The following is a 20,475-nucleotide window of genomic DNA, read 5'->3' as shown; positions in this document are numbered from 1 at the left end:
GCTAGACGGAAAGACCCCGTGAACCTTTACTACAGCTTGGCACTGAACATTGAACCTACATGTGTAGGATAGGTGGGAGGCTTTGAAGGCGTGACGCCAGTTGCGCTGGAGCCGTCCTTGAAATACCACCCTTGTATGTTTGATGTTCTAACGCAGGCCCCTGAATCGGGGTCGCGGACAGTGCCTGGTGGGTAGTTTGACTGGGGCGGTCTCCTCCCAAAGAGTAACGGAGGAGCACGAAGGTTGGCTAATCCTGGTCGGACATCAGGAGGTTAGTGCAATGGCATAAGCCAGCTTAACTGCGAGACGGACAGGTCGAGCAGGTACGAAAGTAGGTCATAGTGATCCGGTGGTTCTGAATGGAAGGGCCATCGCTCAACGGATAAAAGGTACTCCGGGGATAACAGGCTGATACCGCCCAAGAGTTCATATCGACGGCGGTGTTTGGCACCTCGATGTCGGCTCATCACATCCTGGGGCTGAAGTCGGTCCCAAGGGTATGGCTGTTCGCCATTTAAAGTGGTACGCGAGCTGGGTTCAGAACGTCGTGAGACAGTTCGGTCCCTATCTGCCGTGGGCGTTGGATGATTGAAGGGAGTTGCTCCTAGTACGAGAGGACCGGAGTGAACGAACCTCTGGTGTTCGGGTTGTCACGCCAGTGGCACTGCCCGGTAGCTAAGTTCGGAATCGATAACCGCTGAAAGCATCTAAGCGGGAAGCGAGCCCTGAGATGAGTCATCCCTGACCCCTTGAGGGTCCTAAAGGGCCGTTGGAGACCACAACGTTGATAGGCGGGGTGTGTAAGTGCAGCGATGCATTGAGCTAACCCGTACTAATTACCCGTGAGGCTTAACCATACAACACCCAAGAAGTGTTCTGGGCCTTGTAGCGAATGAGCGAACTACTAATTCAGTGATAGCGACCAGTCGTTATTCACGTCAGCTTTCCAAGATTGAAGAATTTGCCTGGCGGCCATAGCGCCGTGGAACCACCTGAACCCATGCCGAACTCAGAAGTGAAACGCGGTAGCGCCGATGGTAGTGTGGCATTCGCCATGCGAGAGTAGGACACTGCCAGGCACCCAATTTTAGATTACGCGGTGAGCGTGGTCTTTACCGGTTAGTGTGCTGATATGGCTCAGTCGGTAGAGCGCATCCTTGGTAAGGATGAGGTCCCCAGTTCGATTCTGGGTATCAGCACCATTAAATAGAAAGCCTCCCTGAAAAGGGAGGCTTTTTTTCGTTCTGCATTTCTCTGTGATCTCGTTACCCTTCAACTCCTGCCTGATCTCGGGCATCCTCATTTCTGCTGTTTATTTGGCTGTTATTGATGGTTTAATCCAGATAATTGTCCGTTGTTGATTGACGGGAAACGTTTTACATGTAGAATCCGCCGCGTTTTGCCTATTACGTGGAGAGAAAGCATGGCGCAGGATAATGAATATTGTTTGGGAGCCGTTCCTGCCAAGGGGCGCAAGGGTGTGCTGTCGCTGATGCTGGTGATGCTGGGTCTGACCTTCTTCTCTGCCAGCATGTGGACCGGTGGGGCGCTGGGTACCGGTCTGGTGTTTGACGACTTCATCAAGGCCGTGCTGCTGGGCAATTTGCTGCTGGGGGTCTATACCGCCTGTCTGGGCTATATCGGTGCCTCGACCGGCCTTTCTACTCATCTGTTGGCGCGTTACTCCTTCGGCGTCAAAGGCTCCTGGCTGCCTTCGCTGCTGTTGGGCGGTACCCAGGTCGGTTGGTTTGGTGTCGGGGTGGCGATGTTTGCCCTACCGGTACAGAAGGCCACGGGGATCGACGTGAACTGGTTGATCGCCATCTCTGGCATCTTGATGACGGTCACCGTCTACTTCGGTATTTCTGCCTTGATGGTGCTGAGCTTTGTTGCCGTACCAGCCATCGCGTTGCTCGGTGGTTACTCCGTCTGGCTGGCTGTCACTTCCGCCGGTGGTATGGAAGCCCTGCAGCAAGTTCAGCCATCCAATCCCATCGAGTTCACCACGGCGCTGACCATGGTGGTCGGTTCCTTTATCAGTGCAGGAACCCTGACCGCTGATTTTGTCCGCTTTGGTCGCAAACCCTGGGGCGCCGTCATGATTACCATGGTGGCGTTTTTTTTGGGCAACACATTGATGTTCGTCTTTGGGGCTGCCGGCGCGGCTGTGACCGGTCAAGCCGATATCTCTGAAGTGATGCTGATGCAGGGGCTGTTGATCCCCGCCATCCTGGTGCTTGGCCTCAATATCTGGACCACCAACGACAATGCCCTCTATGCTTCCGGCCTCGGTTTTGCCAACATCACGGGTCTCAAGAGCAAGCCGCTCAGCGTGATCAATGGCCTGGTCGGTACTGCCTGTGCGCTCTGGCTGTACAACAACTTCGTCGGTTGGCTGGCTTTTCTGAGTACGGCGATCCCGCCCATCGGTGGCATCATCATCATGGATTTCCTGCTCAATCGTGAACGTTATCGTCAATTTGCCGACCAGCAATTCGAAGCCATTCGCTGGCAGGCGTTGGTTGCCACCGCCGTCGGAGTAGCCGTCGGCAAGTGGCTGCCGGGCATAGTGCCCCTCAACGCGGTGATGGGCGCCGCCTTCACCTATTTCATTCTGGTTCGGCTCACGCCACGACTGATTCTGGTACAGGAAGCAGACAAATGCTGATTCAACATATTCGTCTCGTCGACCGGGAAGGTTTTTGGCAGATCCGTTGCCAGGATGGCGTCATCACCGCTATCGAGCCCCATGATGAACATGCGGTGGCAGGCCATGTGCTGGACGGGGAGGGGGGGCTGGCTATCGCTCCCTTCATCGAGCCCCATATTCACCTCGACACAACCCAGACCGCCGGTGAGCCGAGCTGGAACCTTTCCGGCACCCTGTTCGAGGGGATCGAGCGCTGGGCCGAGCGCAAGGCACTGCTGACCCATGATGATGTAAAACAACGCGCAATCCAGACGCTGAAGTGGCAGATCGCCAATGGCATCCAGTTTGTCCGTACTCACGTCGATGTCTCCGATCCCAACCTGGTCGCCCTAAAGGCGATGCTGGAAGTGCGAGAGGAGATGAAGGAGTGGGTCGAGCTGCAGATCGTTGCCTTCCCCCAGGAGGGGATCCTCTCCTACCCCAATGGCAAGGCCTTGCTGGAGGAGGCGCTCAAGCTCGGGGCTGACGTGATCGGTGCCATTCCCCATTTCGAGTTTACCCGGGAATATGGCGTCGAAAGTCTGCATTACATCTTCGATCTGGCCGAGAAGTATCAGGTTCTGGTGGATGTGCACTGTGACGAGATCGACGACGAACAGTCCCGCTTCATCGAGACCCTGGCGACCCAGGCCTACGAGCGCGGCATTGGCCATCGAGTGACCGCCAGCCATACCACGGCGATGCACTCCTATAATGGCGCTTATGCTTCCCGCCTGTTCCGGCTGCTCAAGATGGCGGGTATCAACTTTGTCGCCAACCCCTTGGTGAACATCCATCTGCAGGGGCGGTTTGATACCTATCCCAAGCGCCGTGGCATCACCCGGGTGAAGGAGATGCTGGAGGCGAACATCAATGTCTGCTTCGGCCACGATGATGTGTTCGATCCCTGGTACCCCATGGGCACGGCCAACATGTTGCAGGTGCTGCACATGGGGCTGCATGTCTGCCAGATCATGGGTTATGAGCAGATCAACGAGGGGTTGAAGCTGATTGGCAGCCACAGCGCCCGTACCCTGAATGTACAGGATCGCTACGGCATCGAGGTGGGCAAGCCTGCCAACCTGCTGATCCTGCCCGCAGAAAATGGCTTCGATGCGGTGCGCCGCCAGGTGCCAGTGCGTTACTCCGTTCGCCACGGCAAGGTGATCGCCCAAACCCGGCCAGCGCAGACGGAAATCCTGCTCGGTCAGCCGGAACCGGTTGATTTTCGGCGATAAGTTTTCAATCAACCGGTTGGGCGATTAGTTCCCCCTCTGGGCACAATGGTCGGCATTGCGCATAATGTCGGCCTGAGCCTGAAGGAGTAACGCCATGCAAACCTGGTTATATGTTGCTGCAGGGGGGGCCATCGGTGCCTCCCTTCGTTTTGGGATTGCCGAATTGATGGCCCTGTTGCTGGGGCGCCATTTTCCCTACGGCACCCTGCTGGTCAACGTGATCGGCTCCTTCATCATGGGGGTGGCCTATGCCCTCATCAGCCATAGTCATGTCGTCGAGCACCCGATGAAACCCCTGTTGATGGTGGGGATCCTGGGGGCACTGACGACCTTCTCCTCCTTCGCGCTCGATACCGTGGTGCTGGCTCAGCATGGCGCCTATCTCAAGGCACTGCTTAACATAGTGCTCAACCTGAGCCTCTGTCTGGCCATGGTGGTGCTGGGCATGCAGTTGGTGGCGAGCCGGGTTTAAGGTGTCCGCACGCCATTGGCTCTGGTAAACTGGCGACCATTCTTTGCTCTATGGGTGTTTAGAGGATGTCAGAACAAGCAACGACAACGCATTTTGGCTTTAAAACCGTGGCTGCAACCGAGAAAGAAACTCTGGTGGCAGGCGTCTTCCATTCGGTGGCGGCCAAGTATGATCTGATGAACGATCTGATGTCGTTCGGCATCCACCGCCTGTGGAAGCGTTTCACCATCGACTGCTCCGGGGTTCGCAAGGGCCAGAAGGTGCTGGATCTGGCCGGGGGCACCGGCGATTTGACCGCCAAGTTCTCCCGCATCGTCGGCGAGACTGGCCAGGTGGTGCTGGCGGATATCAACGATTCCATGCTCAAGGTGGGCCGAGACAAGCTGCGCAATCTGGGAGTGGCAAACAACGTCTCCTACGTGCAGGCCAACGCCGAGGCGCTGCCCTTCCCGGACAATCACTTCGACGTCATCACCATAGGTTTCGGCCTGCGCAACGTGACCAACAAGGACAAGGCGCTGGCCTCCATGTTCCGGGTACTGAAGCCGGGCGGACGCCTGCTGGTATTGGAATTCTCCAAGCCGGTGAGTGACGTGATCGCCAAGATGTACGATCTCTACTCCTTCAAATTGCTGCCGAAAATGGGCGAAATCGTCGCGAACGACAGCGAAAGCTACAAGTATCTGGCGGAGTCCATCCGCATGCACCCGGACCAGCAGACTCTGGCCGGCATGATGGAAGAGGCCGGCTTCGAGCAGGTCGAGTTCTACAACCTGACTCAGGGCGTCGTTGCCCTGCACCGCGGTTACAAGTTTTAAGGTTGCCTATGCCGATGGATGCCATGGTCACCGCGGTGATCGAAACCAGCCTCAACCGGCTGCTGGAACTGGACAAACAGAGCCCGGAGCGGCTGCGCAAGCTGACCGGCAAGGTGCTCAAGCTGGAGCTGCGTGAACTCAAGCCGCTCTGGTTTGTCTTCTCCGATCGTCGGCTGGACGTGCTGGCCCGCTACGAGGGGGAGGCTGATGCGGTCCTCAGCCTGTCGCTGACGGCGCTCGGTCTGCTGAAAGATCCGTCCGCCCTGACCCGCTACATCCGCGAGGAGAAGCTGGATCTGAGCGGCGATCCCCAGCTGGTGCAGGCGTTCAGCGTGCTGCTGGGGGAGCTCGACATCGACTGGGAAGAGGAACTCTCCCGCTATACCGGTGATGTGATGGCTCACACCCTGCTGCGGGGTGCTCGTCAGGCCAGGAGCCTGGTGGGCCGTGAGCTGTGCCGCTCCCAGCGTCAGCTGGCAGAATACCTGACCGAAGAGATCCGCCTCGCGCCGGGTCCGCTGGAAGTGGCGAGCTTCAACGACGATGTCGAGGTGCTGGCCCAGCAACTCAAGGCCGTTGAACTGCGCCTGGCCCGTTTCGAACAGCAGGTGACCTGATGACCCCGAAGGAGTTCAAACGCCTCTATCGCATCGTCACCATACTGCTGGAGCAGGGCATCGACGAACTGGTGCCCGCCCGCTATCAACCCTGGCCTGGTCGTCTGGCCCGGCGCAGCCTGTTCTGGCTGAAGAACAAACAACCCGATCTCAGCCGTGGTGCCCGCATCCGGCTCGCCTTCGAGGCGCTCGGTCCCATTTTCATCAAGTTCGGCCAGATGCTCTCGACCCGGCGCGATCTGTTGCCGCCGGATATCGCCGAAGAGCTGGCGCTGCTGCAGGACAGGGTGCCCCCCTTCTGCGGCCAGGCCGCCCGTCAGCAGATCGAGCGCAGTCTGGGCTGCGCCATCGAGACCCTGTTCGACGACTTCGACGAGACGCCGCTGGCGTCCGCCTCCATCGCCCAGGTGCATACCGCACGGTTGAAGGAGAATGGCCGCGAGATCGTCATCAAGGTGATCCGCCCCGACATCGAACACGTCATCGAGGCCGACCTGCGCCTGATGCAGGCGCTGGCCCGTCTGGTGGCCCGTTTCGTGCCCCAGAGCGCACGGCTGCGCCCCATCGAGGTGGTGGAGGAGTATCGCAAGACCATACTCGACGAGCTCAACCTGATGCGCGAGGCGGCCAACGCCATCCAGCTGCGCCGCAACTTCACCGGCTCCGAGGCGCTCTATGTGCCCGAGGTGTTCACCGATCACTGCCGCGAGCAGGTATTGGTGATGGAGCGCATCTACGGCATCGCGGTGTCCGACATCGCGGCGCTGGAGGCCAACGGCACCAACATGAAGCTGCTGGCAGAACGCGGGGTGGAGGTCTTCTTCACCCAGGTGTTCCGCGACAGCTTCTTCCACGCCGACATGCACCCGGGCAACATCTTCGTCTCCTTTGATCACCCGGAGAATCCGCTCTGGATCGGTATCGACTGTGGCATCGTCGGAACCCTCAACCGGGAAGACAAGCGCTACTTGGCGGAGAACTTCCTCGCCTTCTTCAACCGCGATTATCGCCGGGTGGCCGAACTGCACGTGGAGTCCGGCTGGGTGCCGGCCGACACCAAGGTGGACGAGTTCGAATTCGCCATCCGCACCGTGCTGGAGCCCATCTTCGAGAAGCCGCTGTCCGAGATCTCGTTCGGTCACGTGCTGCTCAACCTGTTCAACACGGCGCGCCGTTTCCACATGACGGTGCAGCCGCAGCTGGTGCTGCTGCAGAAGACCCTGCTCTATGTGGAAGGGTTGGGCCGTCAGCTCTATCCCCAGCTGGATCTGTGGCAGACCGCCAAACCCTATCTGGAAAACTGGATGCACCAGCAGGTGGGGCCGAAGGCGGTATTGAATGCGATTCGCGAGAAGGCGCCCTTCTGGGCCGAGAAGCTGCCCGAGTTGCCGGAGCTGGTCTACGAGACCCTGCGCCAGACTCGCCATCAGCAGCTGCATTTCGACCAGATGTTTGCCGAGTTCCGCCGCCACAGCCGGCGGCAGGGGCAGGCTCGCTACCTCTTAGGGGTGGGAGCCAGCCTGCTATTGGCGGGTGTATTCTTGCTGACCCAAAAACAACATATTGAGTGGGGACAAATCAGTCTCGCCGGCGCCGGGTTATGCTGGTTGCTCGGCTGGCTGCGCGCCCGCTCCCATTAAACAAAAAGTGCGCCGAATGGCGCCAACTCTGGAGAAATATCATGGGTGGTATCAGTATTTGGCAATTGTTGATCATCGCTGTCATCGTCGTGCTGCTGTTCGGTACCAAGAAACTGCGCGGGATTGGTGGTGACCTGGGTGCGGCGGTCAAGGGCTTCAAGAAGGCGCTCTCCGATGAGCCGGCCGACGCCAAACCCGAGCAGAAAGATGCCGATTTTCCCCCGAAACAGCTGAACGAAACGGCTGCCCAGAGCAGCGAGCCCGCCAAGCAGAAAGATAAAGATCAGGCCTAAGCCATGTTCGATATCGGTTTTTGGGAGCTGATCGTCATCGGCGTGGTGGCGCTGTTGGTGCTGGGGCCCGAGCGGCTGCCGGTTGCCATCCGTACCGCCACCCACTGGATCCGGCTCATTCGTTCGACCGCCAATTCGGTCAAGTCCGAGCTGGAGCAGGAGCTCAAGTTGCAAGAGCTGCACAATGACCTGAAAAAGGCCGAGAAGCTGCAGATGAGCAATCTGAGCCCAGAGCTGCAAGAGTCCATCGAACAGCTCAAGTCGGCGGCCCAGTCCGTAAACCGGCCCTATCAGGTGGAAAACGAGATCCGGCCGACCCAGGCTGACCCGACTGCTTCCGTCGAGCCCGCCCCTGCAACCGCTGCGGCGGTGCCGCCGGTCGATAGCCAGCAGCAGGCTCCGGCCGCCAGCGAGCAGGCCGGCAAAGACAAAGAGGAGGTGAAGCCATGACCCAGGCCGAGCAACCCCTCATCAGCCATCTAGTGGAGCTGAGAACGCGCCTGCTGCGTTCCGTTGCTGCCATCCTGCTGGTGTTTGTCGCGCTGATCTACTTCTCCAACGACATCTACGATTTCATCGCCCAGCCGCTGCTCAGCCAGTTGCCGGAGGGCACCAGCATGATAGCGACGGATGTGGCGACCCCCTTCATCACGCCGATCAAGCTGACCCTGGTGGTCTCCTTCTTCGTAGCGATCCCCTATCTGCTCTATCAGGCCTGGGCCTTCATCGCCCCCGGTCTGTACCAGCACGAGCGGCGACTCATCATGCCGCTGGTTGCCTCCAGTGCCGTGTTGTTCTATGCGGGGATGGCGTTTGCCTACTACGTGGTGTTCCCGCTGGTGTTCGGTTTCTTCACCAGTACCGCCCCTACCGGGGTGACGGTGGCGACCGACATTGCCAGCTATCTGGACTTCGTACTGACCCTGTTCTTCGCGTTCGGGGTGGCGTTCGAAATTCCGGTGGCCACCATACTGCTGTGCTGGACCGGCGTGACCACGCCCAAGAGCCTGAAGGAGAAGCGCCCCTACGTCGTTGTCGGGGTGTTCGTGGTCGGCATGCTGCTGACACCGCCCGATGTGTTCTCCCAGACCCTGCTGGCGATCCCCATGTGGGCGCTGTGGGAACTGGGCCTCTTCTTTGCCCGTTTCTATGTGAAGAAAGAGGATGAAGAACAGCAGGAACAGACCGAGGAGGGGAGCTGAGGCTCCCTTCCTCTTTTCATGCACCCGTTCGAGGCGTATGGTGATGCCCCATCGAGTAGATGGTTTTCAAATACCTGATATGCCGCCTTTTTACCCGGAACGTCTCGCATCATGATCGATATTGGTCTCAACCTCATCAGCAGCCAGTTTGCCGGTGAACAGCCAGAACTGGTGGCTCGAGCCCGTGCCGCCGGCGTGGAGGCGCTGATCCTGACCGGCACCGATCTGGCCGGCAGCCGGGAGAGCGCCGAACTGGCTGCCCGTTGGCCGGGCTACTGCTTCTCTACCGCCGGGGTGCATCCCCACGATGCCAAGAGTGTCGATGAGGCGACACTACCCGCCCTGCGCGAGCTGGCGGCCCTGCCACAGGTGGTGGCCATCGGCGAGTGCGGCCTCGACTACAACCGGGATTTCTCCCCCCGTCCGGTACAGGATGCGGTATTTGACGCCCAGCTGGCGTTGGCCGCCGAGCTCGGGATGCCGGTATTTCTGCACTGCCGCGATGCCCACACCCGTTTCATCGAGATCCTGCGTCCCTGGCTGCCCCGCTTGCCCGGGGCCGTGCTGCACTGCTTCACAGGTTCCGACGAGGAGCTGGACGAGTGCCTGGCGCTGGGGCTGCATATCGGGGTGACCGGTTGGCTCTGCGACGAGCGCCGCGGCCAGCCGCTGCGTGAGCAGGTGGCCCGCATTCCGGCTGGCCGCCTGATGATAGAGACGGATGCCCCCTATCTGGTGCCGCGGGATTTGAAACCCAGACCGAAACGCAACGAACCCGCTTTTTTGCCGCACATTGCCCAGGTGGTGGCGGCCTGCCGTGGTGAAGCGCCCGAGGCCTTGCTGGCCCATACCCGGGCCACCTCCGCCGCATTTTTCCAACTTCCTCTTTTGGAGTGACTCATGGCTACAACTCTTCCGGGCGCCTTTCCGGGCCGCCGCCTGCGCCGGGTGCGCAAACATGATTTCAGCCGTCGTCTGGTGCGCGAGAACGTACTGACCGCCAACGATCTCATCTACCCCGTGTTCGTGCTGGAGGGGGAGAAGCGCCGTGAGGCCGTGCCCTCCATGCCCGGGGTGGAGCGTCTCTCCATCGATCTGCTGCTGGAGGAAGCGGCCGAGCTGGTGGAGCTCGGGGTACCAGCCATCGCCCTGTTCCCGGTGACTCCGCTGGAGAGCAAGAGCCTGATGGCGGAAGAGGCCTACAACCCGGATGGCCTGGCCCAGCGCACCGTGCGTGCCCTCAAGGCCCGCTTCCCGGAGTTGGGGGTCATCACCGATGTGGCGCTCGATCCCTTCACCACCCACGGTCAGGACGGCATCATTGATGACGAAGGCTATGTGCTGAACGACATCACCACCGAGATCCTGATCAAGCAGGCGCTCTCCCATGCTGCCGCCGGGGTGGATATCGTCGCGCCGTCCGACATGATGGATGGCCGTATCGGTGCCATCCGCGCCGCGTTGGAAGAGAACGGCTTCATCAACACCCAGATCATGGCCTACTCCGCCAAGTACGCCTCCCACTACTACGGCCCGTTCCGCGATGCAGTCGGTTCCGCCGGCAACCTTGGCAAGAGCAACAAGGCCACCTACCAGATGGACCCGGCCAACGGCAACGAGGCCCTGCACGAGGTGGCGCTGGATCTGCAGGAAGGGGCGGACATGGTGATGGTCAAGCCGGGCATGCCCTATCTGGACGTGGTTCGCCAGGTGAAGGATCAGTTCGGCGTGCCGACCTTCGCCTATCAGGTGAGCGGTGAATATGCCATGCACATGGCGGCGATCCAGAATGGCTGGCTCAAGGAGAAGGAGTGCATCCTGGAATCCCTGCTCTGCTTCAAGCGCGCCGGGGCCGACGGCATCCTCACCTACTTCGCCAAGCGCGTGGCGCAGTGGCTGAAGGAAGATGCCCGGGCCTGATGGCAGGACGCCTTCTATGCAATGCAGACAATGCCGGCCCCGGGGCCGGCATTGTCGTTTCTGGGAGGCTATCTGGTCGTTTTGCGCGCACCTTTTGACCAAATGTGGGCCGCGGCCCTCGCTCTCGATGGCAAAGGCTTGATTAATGGGGTTTCTGCCTACATCTTAGGTAGTCCAAGCAAGCTTCTGGACGGCAGGGGCTGTAGAGAATTTAGAGGTATTGCCGGATGACTAACCCTTTGCTGACAATGGACTCGCTGCCCCCGTTCAGCCAGATCCAGCCCGACCAAGTACAGCCTGCCGTGACGCAGGCTATTGCCGATTGCAAACAGAAGATCAGCGATGTGCTGGCCCAGCGCGAGCCCCATACCTGGGACAGCCTGATCGCCCCGCTGGAAGAAGTAAATGACCGTCTGTCCCGGATCTGGTCGCCGGTCAGCCACCTCAACTCCGTGCTCAACAGCGAGGCGCTGCGCGAGGCCCACGACGCCTGCCTGCCGCTGCTGTCCGAATTCCAGACCTATGTCGGTCAGCACGAAGGGCTCTACCAAGCCTACCTGGCCCTCTCCGAGAGCGACGATTTCCCCCTGCTGAGCGCCGCCCAGCGCAAGGAGATCCAGAATACCCTGCGCGATTTTCGCCTGTCCGGTATCGGCCTGCCCGCCGAGGCGCAGCAGCGCTACGGCGAGATCCAGGCCCGCCTCTCCGAGCTGGCCTCCCGTTTCAGCAACAACGTGCTGGACGCGACCCACGGGTGGAGCAAGCTGGTGACCGACGAGGCCGAGCTGGCCGGGCTGCCTGCGAGTGCACAGGCCGCCGCTCGCCAGATGGCCGAGCTGAAAGGCAAGCAGGGCTGGCTGTTCACCCTGGATATCCCCTCCTACCTGCCGGTGATGATGTATGCCGACAACCGCGAGTTGCGCGCCGAGATGTACGAGGCCTTCACCACCCGTGCCTCGGATCAGGGTCCGAATGCCGGCAAGTGGGACAACTCCGCCATCATGACCGAGCTGCTCGCTCTGCGCCGCGAGCTGGCCCAGCTGCTGGGATTTGCCAACTACGCAGAGCTCTCCCTGGCGACCAAGATGGCGGACAAGACGGAGCAGGTGGTGAACTTCCTCACCGATCTGGCCTGGCGCTCCCTGCCGCAGGGCAAGGCGGAGCTGGAGGAGATCCGAACCTTCGCCGCCGAGCAGCACGGCCAGAGCGAACTGGCTGCCTGGGATCTCGCCTACTACGCCGAGAAGCTTAAGCAGCACAAGTTCTCCATCTCCGATGAGCAACTGCGCCCCTACTTCCCGGCCAGCAAGGTGGTGAAGGGGTTGTTCGAGGTGGTGAAACGGGTATTCGGCATGAAGGTGCGCGAGCGCCTCGGTATCGATACCTGGCATCCGGATGTGCGCTTCTATGACATCTTCGACGCCGATGACGAGCTGCGTGGCAGCTTCTACCTCGACCTCTATGCCCGCGAGCACAAGCAGGGCGGAGCCTGGATGGATGTCTGCCTGGGTCGCCGCTACCGTCGCGATGGTTCGTTGCAAAAACCGGTGGCTTACCTGACTTGCAACTTCAACGGCCCGGTGGATGGCAAACCGGCCCTGTTTACCCACAACGAAGTGGTCACCCTGTTCCACGAGTTCGGTCACGGCATTCACCACATGCTGACCCAGGTCGATGTGGTCGGGGTGGCCGGCATCAACGGCGTGGCTTGGGATGCGGTGGAGCTGCCGAGCCAGTTCCTCGAGAACTGGTGCTGGGAGTCCGAGGCGCTGGCCTTTATCTCCGGCCACTACGAGACCGGCGAGCCACTGCCTGCCGATCTGCTGGAGAAGATGATGGCGGCCCGCAACTTCCAGGCGGCCATGCAGATGCTGCGCCAGCTGGAGTTCGCCCTGTTCGATTTCCGCCTGCATCAGGAGTTTGACCCGGCCAAACCGGATCAGATCCCGGCCCTGCTGGACGAAGTACGCAGCCAGGTTGCCGTGATGACGCCGCCGGCGTTCAACCGCTTCCAGCACAGCTTCTCCCACATCTTCGCGGGCGGTTATGCGGCGGGTTACTACAGCTACAAGTGGGCCGAGGTGCTCTCCGCCGATGCTTTCTCCCGTTTCGAGGAGGAGGGGATTTTCAACCCGGTCACCGGCCAGTCCTTCCTCAGACACATTCTGGAGAAAGGCGGTTCAAAAGAGCCCATGGAGCTGTTCAAGGCCTTCCGTGGCCGCGAGCCCAGAGTGGATGCCCTGCTGCGCCATAGCGGGATTGCCGCGTGACACCCGTAGGTGCGAGCTTCAAGCAGATACACTTTTGCGGCTAATTTGCGGCATAGTGAGATCGCCGCGTGATTTTTGAGATAAAAAGGGACCTGATGGTCCCTTTTCTCAATGCTTTTTAATATCTTGCTGACTGCATATTTGCACTTTCGACGCCTCTTAAAGTAGAGTCGTCTCTAAACTTTCAAGGGGGCAATGCCACTTGCCATGAGGCGAGCACTCGATTCTGTCTATCAAATCATCTCCAGTCTGGCTCATTCGAGTGGTCGGGAATATTTTGATACCTTCGTGAGTGAAATCGCCTCGGTCCTGATGGCCGATGTCGTCCTGATCGCCAGTTGGGAGGCCTCCTCTGGCCAACTTAGGGGACATGCCGCCTACCCGGCTTCGCTCGATCCCGCCTCTCTGGATTTGCCGCTGACCGCCACCCCGGAAGCCATCACCTGGCAGGAGAGTGAGGCCTGGTTCAGCGACCGCTTGCTGCAACTGTTTCCCCATACCCCGCTGGCACAGGAGTGGCAGGCACAGGCTTATGCCGGCATTGCGCTCAAAAATGCCGAAGGACAGACCATAGGCCTCTGCAGCCTCCTCTATCGTCACCCCCAAGACAATATGGCCAAGGTGATGGGGCTGCTCAGGCTGCTGGCGCCCCTGGCGGGCCGTGAACTGGCACTGATGCTGCCACAAAGGGTGTCTCCAACCCTGTTTCCCGAGACGCCCCACGAGCTGCAGAACATGCTGAGCCAGGCACCGGTCGGGATCGGCAAGCTGGATCTCGGCGGCCGTATTCTCTGGGTCAACCCGGCCATCGAACAGATGCTGGGGTACCCCCTTGATGAGCTGCTCCAGTACTCCATCTCCGACATCAATCACCCGGAAGACTGGCTGCGCAGCACCGAGCATTACGATCAGATCTACCGTGGCGAGCGCAACAGCTTCACCCAGGAGAAGCGCTATCGCTGCAAGGGGGGGGAGATCCTGTGGGGACGGGTGACCGTTACCCTGATCCGCGATGCCGAGCAGCGGCCGGACTACCTGATGGTGCTGCTGGAGAATATCGATCCCCTGCGCCGCCATGCCGAGCAGCTCAAGCTTTCCCACCGGGTCTATGACAACCTCTCCGAGGCGATCCTGGTGTGCGATGCCGACAGCCGCATCATCTCGGTCAACCCGGCGTTCGAGCAGATCACCGGCTACAGCAGCGAGGAGGTGTGTGGTCAGCGCCCCAGCATGCTCAAGTCCGGGCTGCACGACCAGGCCTTCTATGCCGATATGTACCACGCGCTGGAGCGGGTCGGCGTCTGGCGTGGCGAGGTGTGGAACAAGCGCAAAAACGGCAAGCTCTATCCCCAGCAGCTGATGATCAGCACCCTGAGGGAAGAGGGCAAAATCCAGCAATATATCGCCATTTTCAGCGACCTTTCCCAGACCAAGCTGGCCGAGCAGAAGATCGCGATCCAGGCCAACTACGACAACCTTACCAGCCTGCCCAACCGCTGGCTGTTTGGCCGCTGTCTCGCCCGCTTCTGCGAGCGGGGTGAGCGTTTCGCCCTGATGGTGCTGGATCTCAACAACTTCAAGGCGGTCAACAACAGCATGGATCACCATGCCGGTGACGCCCTGCTGCGCGAGGTGTCGGATCGCCTGGTGAGCCGGGTGCGCACCGAGGATCTGGTGGCGCGTATCGGTGGCGACGAGTTTGCCTTTCTGGTGCCCGGCATCGTTACCCGCCGCCAGGCCGAGGTATTTGCCAAGCAGGTGATCGGCAGCTTTGCCCGCCCCTTCATGCTGGCCAACCAGCACCTCTATGTGACGGCCACCATCGGCATGACCCTCTGTCCCAGCGATGGCGGCGAGAGCGACGAGCTGCTGCGCAATGCGGAGCAGGCGCTGTTTGCCGCCAAGCGGCAGGGTCGGCTGATCGGCACCTACTGCGCTTCAATGCGCGAAGAGGTGCGCCAGCGCCACCAGATGCAACAGGATCTGGCGGAGGCCATCAAGCAGGAGCAGCTGACCATGGCCTACCAGCCCATCTGGGACAACCGCAGTGGACGGGTGGCCAAGCTGGAGGCTCTGGTGCGTTGGTATCACCCGCACTGGGGGCAGGTCTCTCCCGCCGAATTCATCCCGCTGGCGGAAGAGGCTGGCCTGATCCAGAGTTTGGGAGCCCTGGTGCTGTGGCAGTCGTGCCGGGATCTGGCGCGCCTGCAGCAATCCGGTTTTCCGGAGCTGCAGATGTCGATCAATCGTTCCACCATGGAGTTCCAGACCATAGATCCGGAGGCGAGCGAATGGCTCAAGGTGATCCATCACTTCGGGCTCAATCCTGCCGACATCGTCATCGAAATCACCGAATCCCTGCTGATGGAGAGCAGCGACCAGCACAGGATCCGGATCGAGGCACTGCGCGAGGCAGGCTGCAAGCTGGCCATCGATGATTTCGGGACCGGCTATTCGGCGCTCAACTATCTGCGCACCTTCCCGGTGGATCTGGTCAAGATAGATCGCTCCTTCGTGCGTCACATCCCGTTCAACGAGCAAGATCGCATGCTGCTCGACGGCATTATCAACATAGTGCACAACCTCGGTATGCAGGTGGTGATCGAGGGAGTGGAGACCCGCGAGCAGCTCAACTTCCTCTGCCAGAAGGGGTGTGCCTTCACTCAGGGCTATCTGCTTAGCCGCCCGCTGACGTTCGATGACCTGACCGATTATCTCGATCTCAACCGCCAGGGAATGAACCTCTCCATCGTGAGGTGATCTGGCGCTTCTGCTATCATGGCCGCTTCCGTGCGTGTCATGAGTCTGTTCCCAATGCCCCATATTCAGGTTTTCAGTAAAGTGCCCGCCCGCGACGGCGAGCTCGATGCCCTGCGCCAGCGCCTCGCCGACGTGGAGTTTCCGGCCCCCTTTGCGCTGGTGCTGACCGAACAGCGATTGGAGCTGCGCAAGCTGGATGAACCCAAGCTGGGCGCCGTCTATGTGGATTTCGTCGAAGGGGCGGTCGCCCATCGCCGCAAGTTCGGTGGTGGCCGCGGCCAGTCCATCGCCAAGGCGGTGGGGCTCAAGGCGGGGGCGACCCCAACCGTGGTGGATGCCACCGCCGGGCTGGGACGCGATGCCTTCGTGCTCGCCTCCCTCGGCTGCCGGGTGACCATGATAGAGCGCAGCCCGGTCGTCGCGGCCCTGCTGCAGGATGGTTTGACGCGGGCGGCGCAGGATCCCGAGATAGGCCCCTGGGTGAGCGAGCGGATGCAGTTGTTGCAAGGGCCTGCCGTGGACACCCTGCTGGCGCTGACGGAGCGGCCCGAGGTGGTTTACCTCGACCCCATGTTCCCCCACAAGCAGAAGTCGGCGCTGGTGAAAAAGGAGATGCGGGTGTTCCAGTCGCTGGTGGGGCCGGATCTCGACGCCGATGCCCTGTTGCCAGCGGCGCTCAAGATGGCCGACAAGCGGGTGGTGGTGAAGCGCCCCGACTACGCGGGCTGGCTCAACGAACACAAGCCCAGCATGGCCATCGAGACCAAGAGCAACCGCTTCGATGTCTATGTGCTGGCAGCCATGACGGCGGCTTGATCAACTGTCTGGGTGAATCAAATAGAGAGGAGGGCCAACCAGGTTGGCCCTCCTTTTTGTTGGCCGCTATCCGGCGCTCAAGGTTTGGGGGCTATCAAGATTCGGGAGCGAAGCGGATCCGTTTCTGCTCGCCCTGCCATAGCAGGTCGAGGGTGGCCAGCTCGGCCAGACAGAGTCGCTCCCCACTCTCCAGCAACAGGTACTCTACGCCCTCCCTGGCCTCTATGGTACGGATCCTGTCTGCCCACTGACGCCCGTCCCGGCAGGTCAGCGTCACCGGCAATTGCCAGCTGGCGGCGATCTCGAGCCAGTCGTAGAGGTCGCAACTGATGGGTTGGTAGTCGGTCATGGTCTGCTCCTTGATGGGAGAGGGGCTCAGGCTTCCTGCAGGCGGGTGGGCCAGCCCATCTTCTGCTGGCGCTCTACCTCGAGGCGCAGCTCGCTGGCGCGCAGATAATGCTCTTCCAGCCAACCCTTGGGCAGGGTCAGGGTCAGGGCATCCTCTTCGGCTTCAAGGGTGAAGTGGGGCACAGTACCCTGGGTGCGGCGCATGCAGAGGATCAGGGCGATGCGCAGGATGCGGGCCAGCCGGATTGCTTGGCGAGCCGTCACGGCGCCCTGCTTCTCCAGCGGTTCCAGCTTGAACTCATCCCGCTGGTTGAACAGCAGGGCTGACAACAGCTTCTTCTGCGCAGGAGTGAAGCCCGGCATGTCGATGTTGTCGATGATGTAGGCGGCGTGTTGCGGCGCCTTTTTATACTCGATGCACAGACCGATCTCGTGCAGCAGCGCAGCATAGCGCAGGATCGGCCGACCATAGCGCTTGGAGAGGCGCCAGGCCGGTTGCAGCTGGGTGAACGCCTCGATGGCGGTATCGCGCACCCGTTCGGCGTGCTCTTTATCGAGCTGGTAGCGGTTGATCAGGCTGTCTGCGGTGCGATCCCGGGCGTCACAGTCGTGATTGTTGCCGAGCAGGCCGTAGATCAGCCCTTCACGCAGGGCGCCGCCGGCCAGCGTCATGCTCTCGATGCCGAGGGTCTCAAAGATGGCGATCAGGATGGCGAGACCGGAAGGGAACACGGTCAGCCGTTCGGCCGCCAACCCTTCCAACTGCAGCTGATCCAGCCGGCCGCAGGCGATGGCCTGTGCCATCAGTTCCTGCAATTTCGGCAGGGTGACCCGTTCGCTCTTGCCTTGGGCCATCATGATCTCCTGCAGCGCCTGGACAGTGCCGGAGGCGCCGACGCAGGTACGCCAGCCGAGAGTGCGATATTCGTCAGCCACTCTCTCCAGCACCGTTTTGGCGGCAGCGATGGCCTGGTTGAAGCGGGTTTCGGAGAGCTCGCCGTCACCGAAGTGGTTGTTGAGCCAGGTGACGCAGCCCATGTGCAGGCTGTTGAGCAGTTTTGCCTCGCTGTGCTCGCCGATCACCAGCTCGGTGCTGGCGCCGCCGATGTCGATCACCAGCCGGTTGCCTTCCCCCGCCGAGGTCCAGGAGACCCCCTCATAGATGGTCTTGGCCTCTTCCTCACCCGAGATGATCTCGATGTTGTGGTTGAGGACCCGTTCCGCTTCGCTAAGGAATTCATCGACGTTGGTGGCCAGACGCAGGGTGGCGGTACCCACTACCCGGATGTTGTCGGCCGGAATGTCTTGCAGCTGTTCGGCAAACAGGCGCAGACAGTCCCAGCCCCGCTCCATGGCGGCACGGCTGAGACGAAACTCGGCATCGAGTCCGGCGGCGAGGCGTACCTTGCGTTTGACCTTGGTGACGGTGCGCAGAGCGCCAGCGACCTCGCGCACCACCAGCATGTGAAAGCTGTTGGAGCCGAGGTCGATGGCCGCATAGAGAGGCGAGTTGTGCAACTGGGCCGATCCTTCAGCTCTTGCGGGGCGGACGACGGCGATTGTTGCTGTTGCCACTACCCTGGCGATCCCGCATGTTGCGGTTCACCGGCTGACGGTTGCGGAACACCCGCTTCGGCGGAGTCACGTCATCCAGCAGCGCCTCACGATCATACTTGCTGACCGGGATCGGGTGATGGATGTACTCCTCGATGGCCGGCAGGTTGAAAGCATAGTCTTCACAGGCCAGGCTGATGGAGTGACCGCTTTTGCCGGCACGGCCGGTACGACCGATGCGGTGGACATAGTCCTCGCAGTCGTCAGGCAGGTCGTAGTTGAAGACGTGGGTCACGTCGGGGATGTGCAGACCACGGGCGGCCACGTCGGTGGCGACCAGGATGTCGAGGGAACCCTTGGTGAACTCTTCCAGGATCTTCATCCGCTTTTTCTGCGGCACGTCACCGGTCAGCAGACCGACACGGTGGCCGTCGTTTTCCAGCCAGGCGTGGACGTCTTCACAGACATGCTTGGTGTTGGCGAAGACGATGGCTTTCTCCGGCCACTCCTCTTCCATCAGGGAGAGCAGCAGCAACATCTTGTCTTCGTTGGAGGGGTAGAACAGCTCCTCCTTGATCCGCACGCCAGTCATCTGCTCCGGCTCAACCTGCACGTGTTCCGGATGGTTCATGTGCTCGTAGGCCAGCTCCTGCACGCGCAGGGAGAGGGTGGCGGAGAACAGCATGCTCAGACGCTCGGTGGCGGGCGGCATGCGGCGGAACAGGAAACGGATGTCCTTGATGAAGCCGAGATCGAACATGCGATCCGCTTCGTCCAGTACCACGACCTGAATGTTGCTCAGATCGATCACCTTGGACTTGAAGTAGTCGATGATGCGGCCTGTGGTGCCGATCAGGATGTCGACGCCCTGCTCCAGCACGGCCAGCTGCTTGTCGTATCCTTCGCCACCGTAGGCGAGGCCGAGTTTCAGGCCGGTGCTCGCAGCCATGCTGTCGGCATCGTTGTAAATCTGTACTGCCAGCTCCCGGGTGGGGGCCATGATGATGGCTCTGGGTTGGTTTACCAGGCGGGGCTTGGTCAGTGGATGAGTCAATAGATAGTTGAATGTCGCCGCCAGGAAGGCAATGGTCTTGCCGGTACCTGTCTGGGCCTGACCGGCGAGGTCATGGCCTTCTACCAGCAGTGGCAGAGACAGTGCCTGGATAGGCGTACAATAATGAAATCCCTTTGCTTCCAGACCAGCCAGAACTTCGGGTTCGAGGCCCATTTGGGCGAATTTGTCGGTCGTTAAGTGTGTTTTGCTCATGGCGGTAGGTTATCAGGTTAGGCTTGCAATAATAAACAGGATCATTTCAAATAGGGCAACTATTGCCTTTATTGACATGTCAATAAAGTCTTATTTACTGACTGGAGTTGGAGATGAGTGACAAGATTGTTCAGCTGAGCGATGCCAGCTTCGAGGCAGATGTAATCAAAGCCGATGGTGCCGTTTTGGTAGACTTCTGGGCCGAATGGTGTGGTCCGTGCAAAATGATTGCCCCGATCCTGGAAGAAGTTGCCCAAGAGTACGCCGGTCGTGTGACCGTTGCCAAACTGAACATCGACCATAATTCTGATACTCCGCCCAAGTACGGCATTCGTGGTATTCCGACCCTCTTGCTGTTCAAGAATGGCGAAGTGGCAGCGACCAAGGTCGGTGCACTGTCCAAAACTCAATTGAAAGAGTTCCTGGACGGCAACCTGTAATAATCCAAGAGGAGCGCATTGCAATAATGCGCTCCTTGTGTTTTATCACCTAGACGCTCACCCCGATTGGTGCTAATTTATCGCTCGTTTGCTAACCTTTTTGCCTGACTCTTTGCTCACACATCAGCCCG

18 protein-coding genes, 1 tRNA gene and 2 rRNA genes (1 of these 21 only partly in view) are annotated in these 20,475 nt (G+C 60.3%); 18 read left to right on the top strand and 3 right to left on the bottom strand.

All coding sequences use genetic code 11. The annotated features are described in order from the left end of the window. The 17 genes from I6L37_RS04155 to I6L37_RS04075 form a co-directional block, all read left to right on the top strand. Positions 1 to 857: ribosomal RNA gene (locus tag I6L37_RS04155) — 23S ribosomal RNA — on the top strand (it extends 2,032 nt beyond the left edge of the window). A 107-nt stretch (positions 858 to 964) separates the two neighbouring features. Continuing rightward, positions 965 to 1,079, top strand: a 5S ribosomal RNA gene (gene rrf, locus I6L37_RS04150). Between the two features lie 47 nt (positions 1,080 to 1,126). Continuing rightward, a tRNA-Thr gene (locus I6L37_RS04145) sits at positions 1,127 to 1,202 on the top strand. A 221-nt stretch (positions 1,203 to 1,423) separates the two neighbouring features. Then, positions 1,424 to 2,668 (top strand): cytosine permease, encoded by a 1,245-nt coding sequence (gene codB / locus I6L37_RS04140; protein ID WP_061476983.1) that lies wholly within the window; start codon positions 1,424 to 1,426, stop codon positions 2,666 to 2,668. After that, the gene (locus I6L37_RS04135) at positions 2,662 to 3,927 is read left to right on the top strand and encodes a cytosine deaminase (RefSeq protein WP_216993344.1); all 1,266 of its coding nucleotides are present in this window, start codon (positions 2,662 to 2,664) and stop codon (positions 3,925 to 3,927) included. The genes codB and I6L37_RS04135 overlap by 7 nt, the downstream gene beginning before the upstream one ends. Positions 3,928 to 4,021: 94 nt before the next feature. Beyond that, positions 4,022 to 4,399 (top strand): fluoride efflux transporter CrcB, encoded by a 378-nt coding sequence (gene crcB, locus I6L37_RS04130; RefSeq protein ID WP_026456303.1) that lies wholly within the window; start codon positions 4,022 to 4,024, stop codon positions 4,397 to 4,399. 65 nt (positions 4,400 to 4,464) lie between these two features. Further along, positions 4,465 to 5,217 carry a bifunctional demethylmenaquinone methyltransferase/2-methoxy-6-polyprenyl-1,4-benzoquinol methylase UbiE gene (ubiE, locus tag I6L37_RS04125; protein ID WP_026456304.1) on the top strand — a complete coding sequence of 251 codons (753 nt, stop codon included), beginning with the start codon at positions 4,465 to 4,467 and terminating at the stop codon, positions 5,215 to 5,217. An 8-nt stretch (positions 5,218 to 5,225) separates the two neighbouring features. Next, the gene (locus I6L37_RS04120; protein ID WP_026456305.1) at positions 5,226 to 5,834 is read left to right on the top strand and encodes an SCP2 domain-containing protein; all 609 of its coding nucleotides are present in this window, start codon (positions 5,226 to 5,228) and stop codon (positions 5,832 to 5,834) included. Then, entirely contained in the window at positions 5,834 to 7,474 is a 1,641-nt protein-coding gene (gene ubiB, locus I6L37_RS04115) for a ubiquinone biosynthesis regulatory protein kinase UbiB (RefSeq protein ID WP_042071376.1), read from the top strand. Before I6L37_RS04120 ends, ubiB begins: the two co-directional genes overlap by 1 nt. A gap of 41 nt (positions 7,475 to 7,515) precedes the next feature. Further along, complete coding sequence (tatA, locus tag I6L37_RS04110) at positions 7,516 to 7,767, top strand: Sec-independent protein translocase subunit TatA (RefSeq protein WP_026456307.1); 252 nt, start codon at positions 7,516 to 7,518, stop codon at positions 7,765 to 7,767. 3 nt (positions 7,768 to 7,770) lie between these two features. Next, a complete protein-coding gene (gene tatB / locus I6L37_RS04105; RefSeq protein ID WP_216993343.1) occupies positions 7,771 to 8,217 on the top strand; it encodes a Sec-independent protein translocase protein TatB in 447 nt (148 codons plus the stop codon). Beyond that, entirely contained in the window at positions 8,214 to 8,969 is a 756-nt protein-coding gene (gene tatC, locus I6L37_RS04100; protein ID WP_042026836.1) for a twin-arginine translocase subunit TatC, read from the top strand. The genes tatB and tatC overlap by 4 nt, the downstream gene beginning before the upstream one ends. A 111-nt stretch (positions 8,970 to 9,080) precedes the next feature. Further along, on the top strand, positions 9,081 to 9,866 hold the full coding sequence (locus I6L37_RS04095; RefSeq protein ID WP_026456310.1) for a TatD family hydrolase: 786 nt from the start codon (positions 9,081 to 9,083) through the stop codon (positions 9,864 to 9,866). A gap of 3 nt (positions 9,867 to 9,869) precedes the next feature. Beyond that, positions 9,870 to 10,889 carry a porphobilinogen synthase gene (hemB, locus tag I6L37_RS04090; protein ID WP_026456311.1) on the top strand — a complete coding sequence of 340 codons (1,020 nt, stop codon included), beginning with the start codon at positions 9,870 to 9,872 and terminating at the stop codon, positions 10,887 to 10,889. Positions 10,890 to 11,116: 227 nt separating this feature from the next. Continuing rightward, positions 11,117 to 13,159 (top strand): oligopeptidase A, encoded by a 2,043-nt coding sequence (gene prlC, locus I6L37_RS04085; protein WP_216993342.1) that lies wholly within the window; start codon positions 11,117 to 11,119, stop codon positions 13,157 to 13,159. 207 nt (positions 13,160 to 13,366) lie between these two features. Beyond that, complete coding sequence (locus I6L37_RS04080; protein ID WP_216994117.1) at positions 13,367 to 15,919, top strand: bifunctional diguanylate cyclase/phosphodiesterase; 2,553 nt, start codon at positions 13,367 to 13,369, stop codon at positions 15,917 to 15,919. 63 nt (positions 15,920 to 15,982) lie between these two features. Further along, positions 15,983 to 16,735: a class I SAM-dependent methyltransferase gene (locus tag I6L37_RS04075; RefSeq protein ID WP_216994116.1), complete on the top strand. Its 753-nt coding sequence runs from the start codon at positions 15,983 to 15,985 to the stop codon at positions 16,733 to 16,735. Between the two features lie 94 nt (positions 16,736 to 16,829). Here I6L37_RS04075 and I6L37_RS04070 read toward each other — a convergent pair whose 3' ends face one another. The 3 genes from I6L37_RS04070 to rhlB are packed head-to-tail and all read right to left on the bottom strand — an operon-like array spanning position 16,830 to position 19,904. After that, a complete protein-coding gene (locus I6L37_RS04070) occupies positions 16,830 to 17,084 on the bottom strand; it encodes a Rho-binding antiterminator (RefSeq protein ID WP_216993341.1) in 255 nt (84 codons plus the stop codon). Between the two features lie 26 nt (positions 17,085 to 17,110). Next, positions 17,111 to 18,601, bottom strand: a complete 1,491-nt coding sequence (gene gppA, locus I6L37_RS04065) for a guanosine-5'-triphosphate,3'-diphosphate diphosphatase (RefSeq protein ID WP_216993340.1) — start codon at positions 18,599 to 18,601, stop codon at positions 17,111 to 17,113. A 13-nt stretch (positions 18,602 to 18,614) separates the two neighbouring features. Next, positions 18,615 to 19,904, bottom strand: coding sequence for an ATP-dependent RNA helicase RhlB (gene rhlB / locus I6L37_RS04060; protein ID WP_026455766.1), 1,290 nt, complete (start codon positions 19,902 to 19,904; stop codon positions 18,615 to 18,617). Between the two features lie 113 nt (positions 19,905 to 20,017). Between rhlB and trxA the strand changes: the two genes are divergently transcribed. Next, positions 20,018 to 20,344 (top strand): thioredoxin TrxA, encoded by a 327-nt coding sequence (trxA, locus tag I6L37_RS04055; protein ID WP_026455765.1) that lies wholly within the window; start codon positions 20,018 to 20,020, stop codon positions 20,342 to 20,344. Positions 20,345 to 20,475 lie beyond the last annotated feature (131 nt).

It is taken from the genome of Aeromonas sp. FDAARGOS 1407 (assembly GCF_019048725.1).
Lineage (GTDB): Bacteria > Pseudomonadota > Gammaproteobacteria > Enterobacterales > Aeromonadaceae > Aeromonas > Aeromonas enteropelogenes.
The sequence above is the reverse complement of the archived record's forward strand: the minus strand, read 5'-3'. Positions and strand labels throughout refer to the sequence as shown.

Bases quoted from the DNA above. Each gene is read 5' to 3' on its own strand.
- codB (WP_061476983.1), top strand. From the start codon at position 1,424: ATGGCGCAGGATAATGAATATTGTTTGGGAGCCGTTCCTGCCAAGGGG.
- I6L37_RS04135 (WP_216993344.1), top strand. From the start codon at position 2,662: ATGCTGATTCAACATATTCGTCTCGTCGACCGGGAAGGTTTTTGGCAG.
- crcB (WP_026456303.1), top strand. From the start codon at position 4,022: ATGCAAACCTGGTTATATGTTGCTGCAGGGGGGGCCATCGGTGCCTCC.
- ubiE (WP_026456304.1), top strand. From the start codon at position 4,465: ATGTCAGAACAAGCAACGACAACGCATTTTGGCTTTAAAACCGTGGCT.
- I6L37_RS04120 (WP_026456305.1), top strand. From the start codon at position 5,226: ATGCCGATGGATGCCATGGTCACCGCGGTGATCGAAACCAGCCTCAAC.
- ubiB (WP_042071376.1), top strand. From the start codon at position 5,834: ATGACCCCGAAGGAGTTCAAACGCCTCTATCGCATCGTCACCATACTG.
- tatA (WP_026456307.1), top strand. From the start codon at position 7,516: ATGGGTGGTATCAGTATTTGGCAATTGTTGATCATCGCTGTCATCGTC.
- tatB (WP_216993343.1), top strand. From the start codon at position 7,771: ATGTTCGATATCGGTTTTTGGGAGCTGATCGTCATCGGCGTGGTGGCG.
- tatC (WP_042026836.1), top strand. From the start codon at position 8,214: ATGACCCAGGCCGAGCAACCCCTCATCAGCCATCTAGTGGAGCTGAGA.
- I6L37_RS04095 (WP_026456310.1), top strand. From the start codon at position 9,081: ATGATCGATATTGGTCTCAACCTCATCAGCAGCCAGTTTGCCGGTGAA.
- hemB (WP_026456311.1), top strand. From the start codon at position 9,870: ATGGCTACAACTCTTCCGGGCGCCTTTCCGGGCCGCCGCCTGCGCCGG.
- prlC (WP_216993342.1), top strand. From the start codon at position 11,117: ATGACTAACCCTTTGCTGACAATGGACTCGCTGCCCCCGTTCAGCCAG.
- I6L37_RS04080 (WP_216994117.1), top strand. From the start codon at position 13,367: ATGAGGCGAGCACTCGATTCTGTCTATCAAATCATCTCCAGTCTGGCT.
- I6L37_RS04070 (WP_216993341.1), bottom strand. From the start codon at position 17,084: ATGACCGACTACCAACCCATCAGTTGCGACCTCTACGACTGGCTCGAG.
- rhlB (WP_026455766.1), bottom strand. From the start codon at position 19,904: ATGAGCAAAACACACTTAACGACCGACAAATTCGCCCAAATGGGCCTC.
- trxA (WP_026455765.1), top strand. From the start codon at position 20,018: ATGAGTGACAAGATTGTTCAGCTGAGCGATGCCAGCTTCGAGGCAGAT.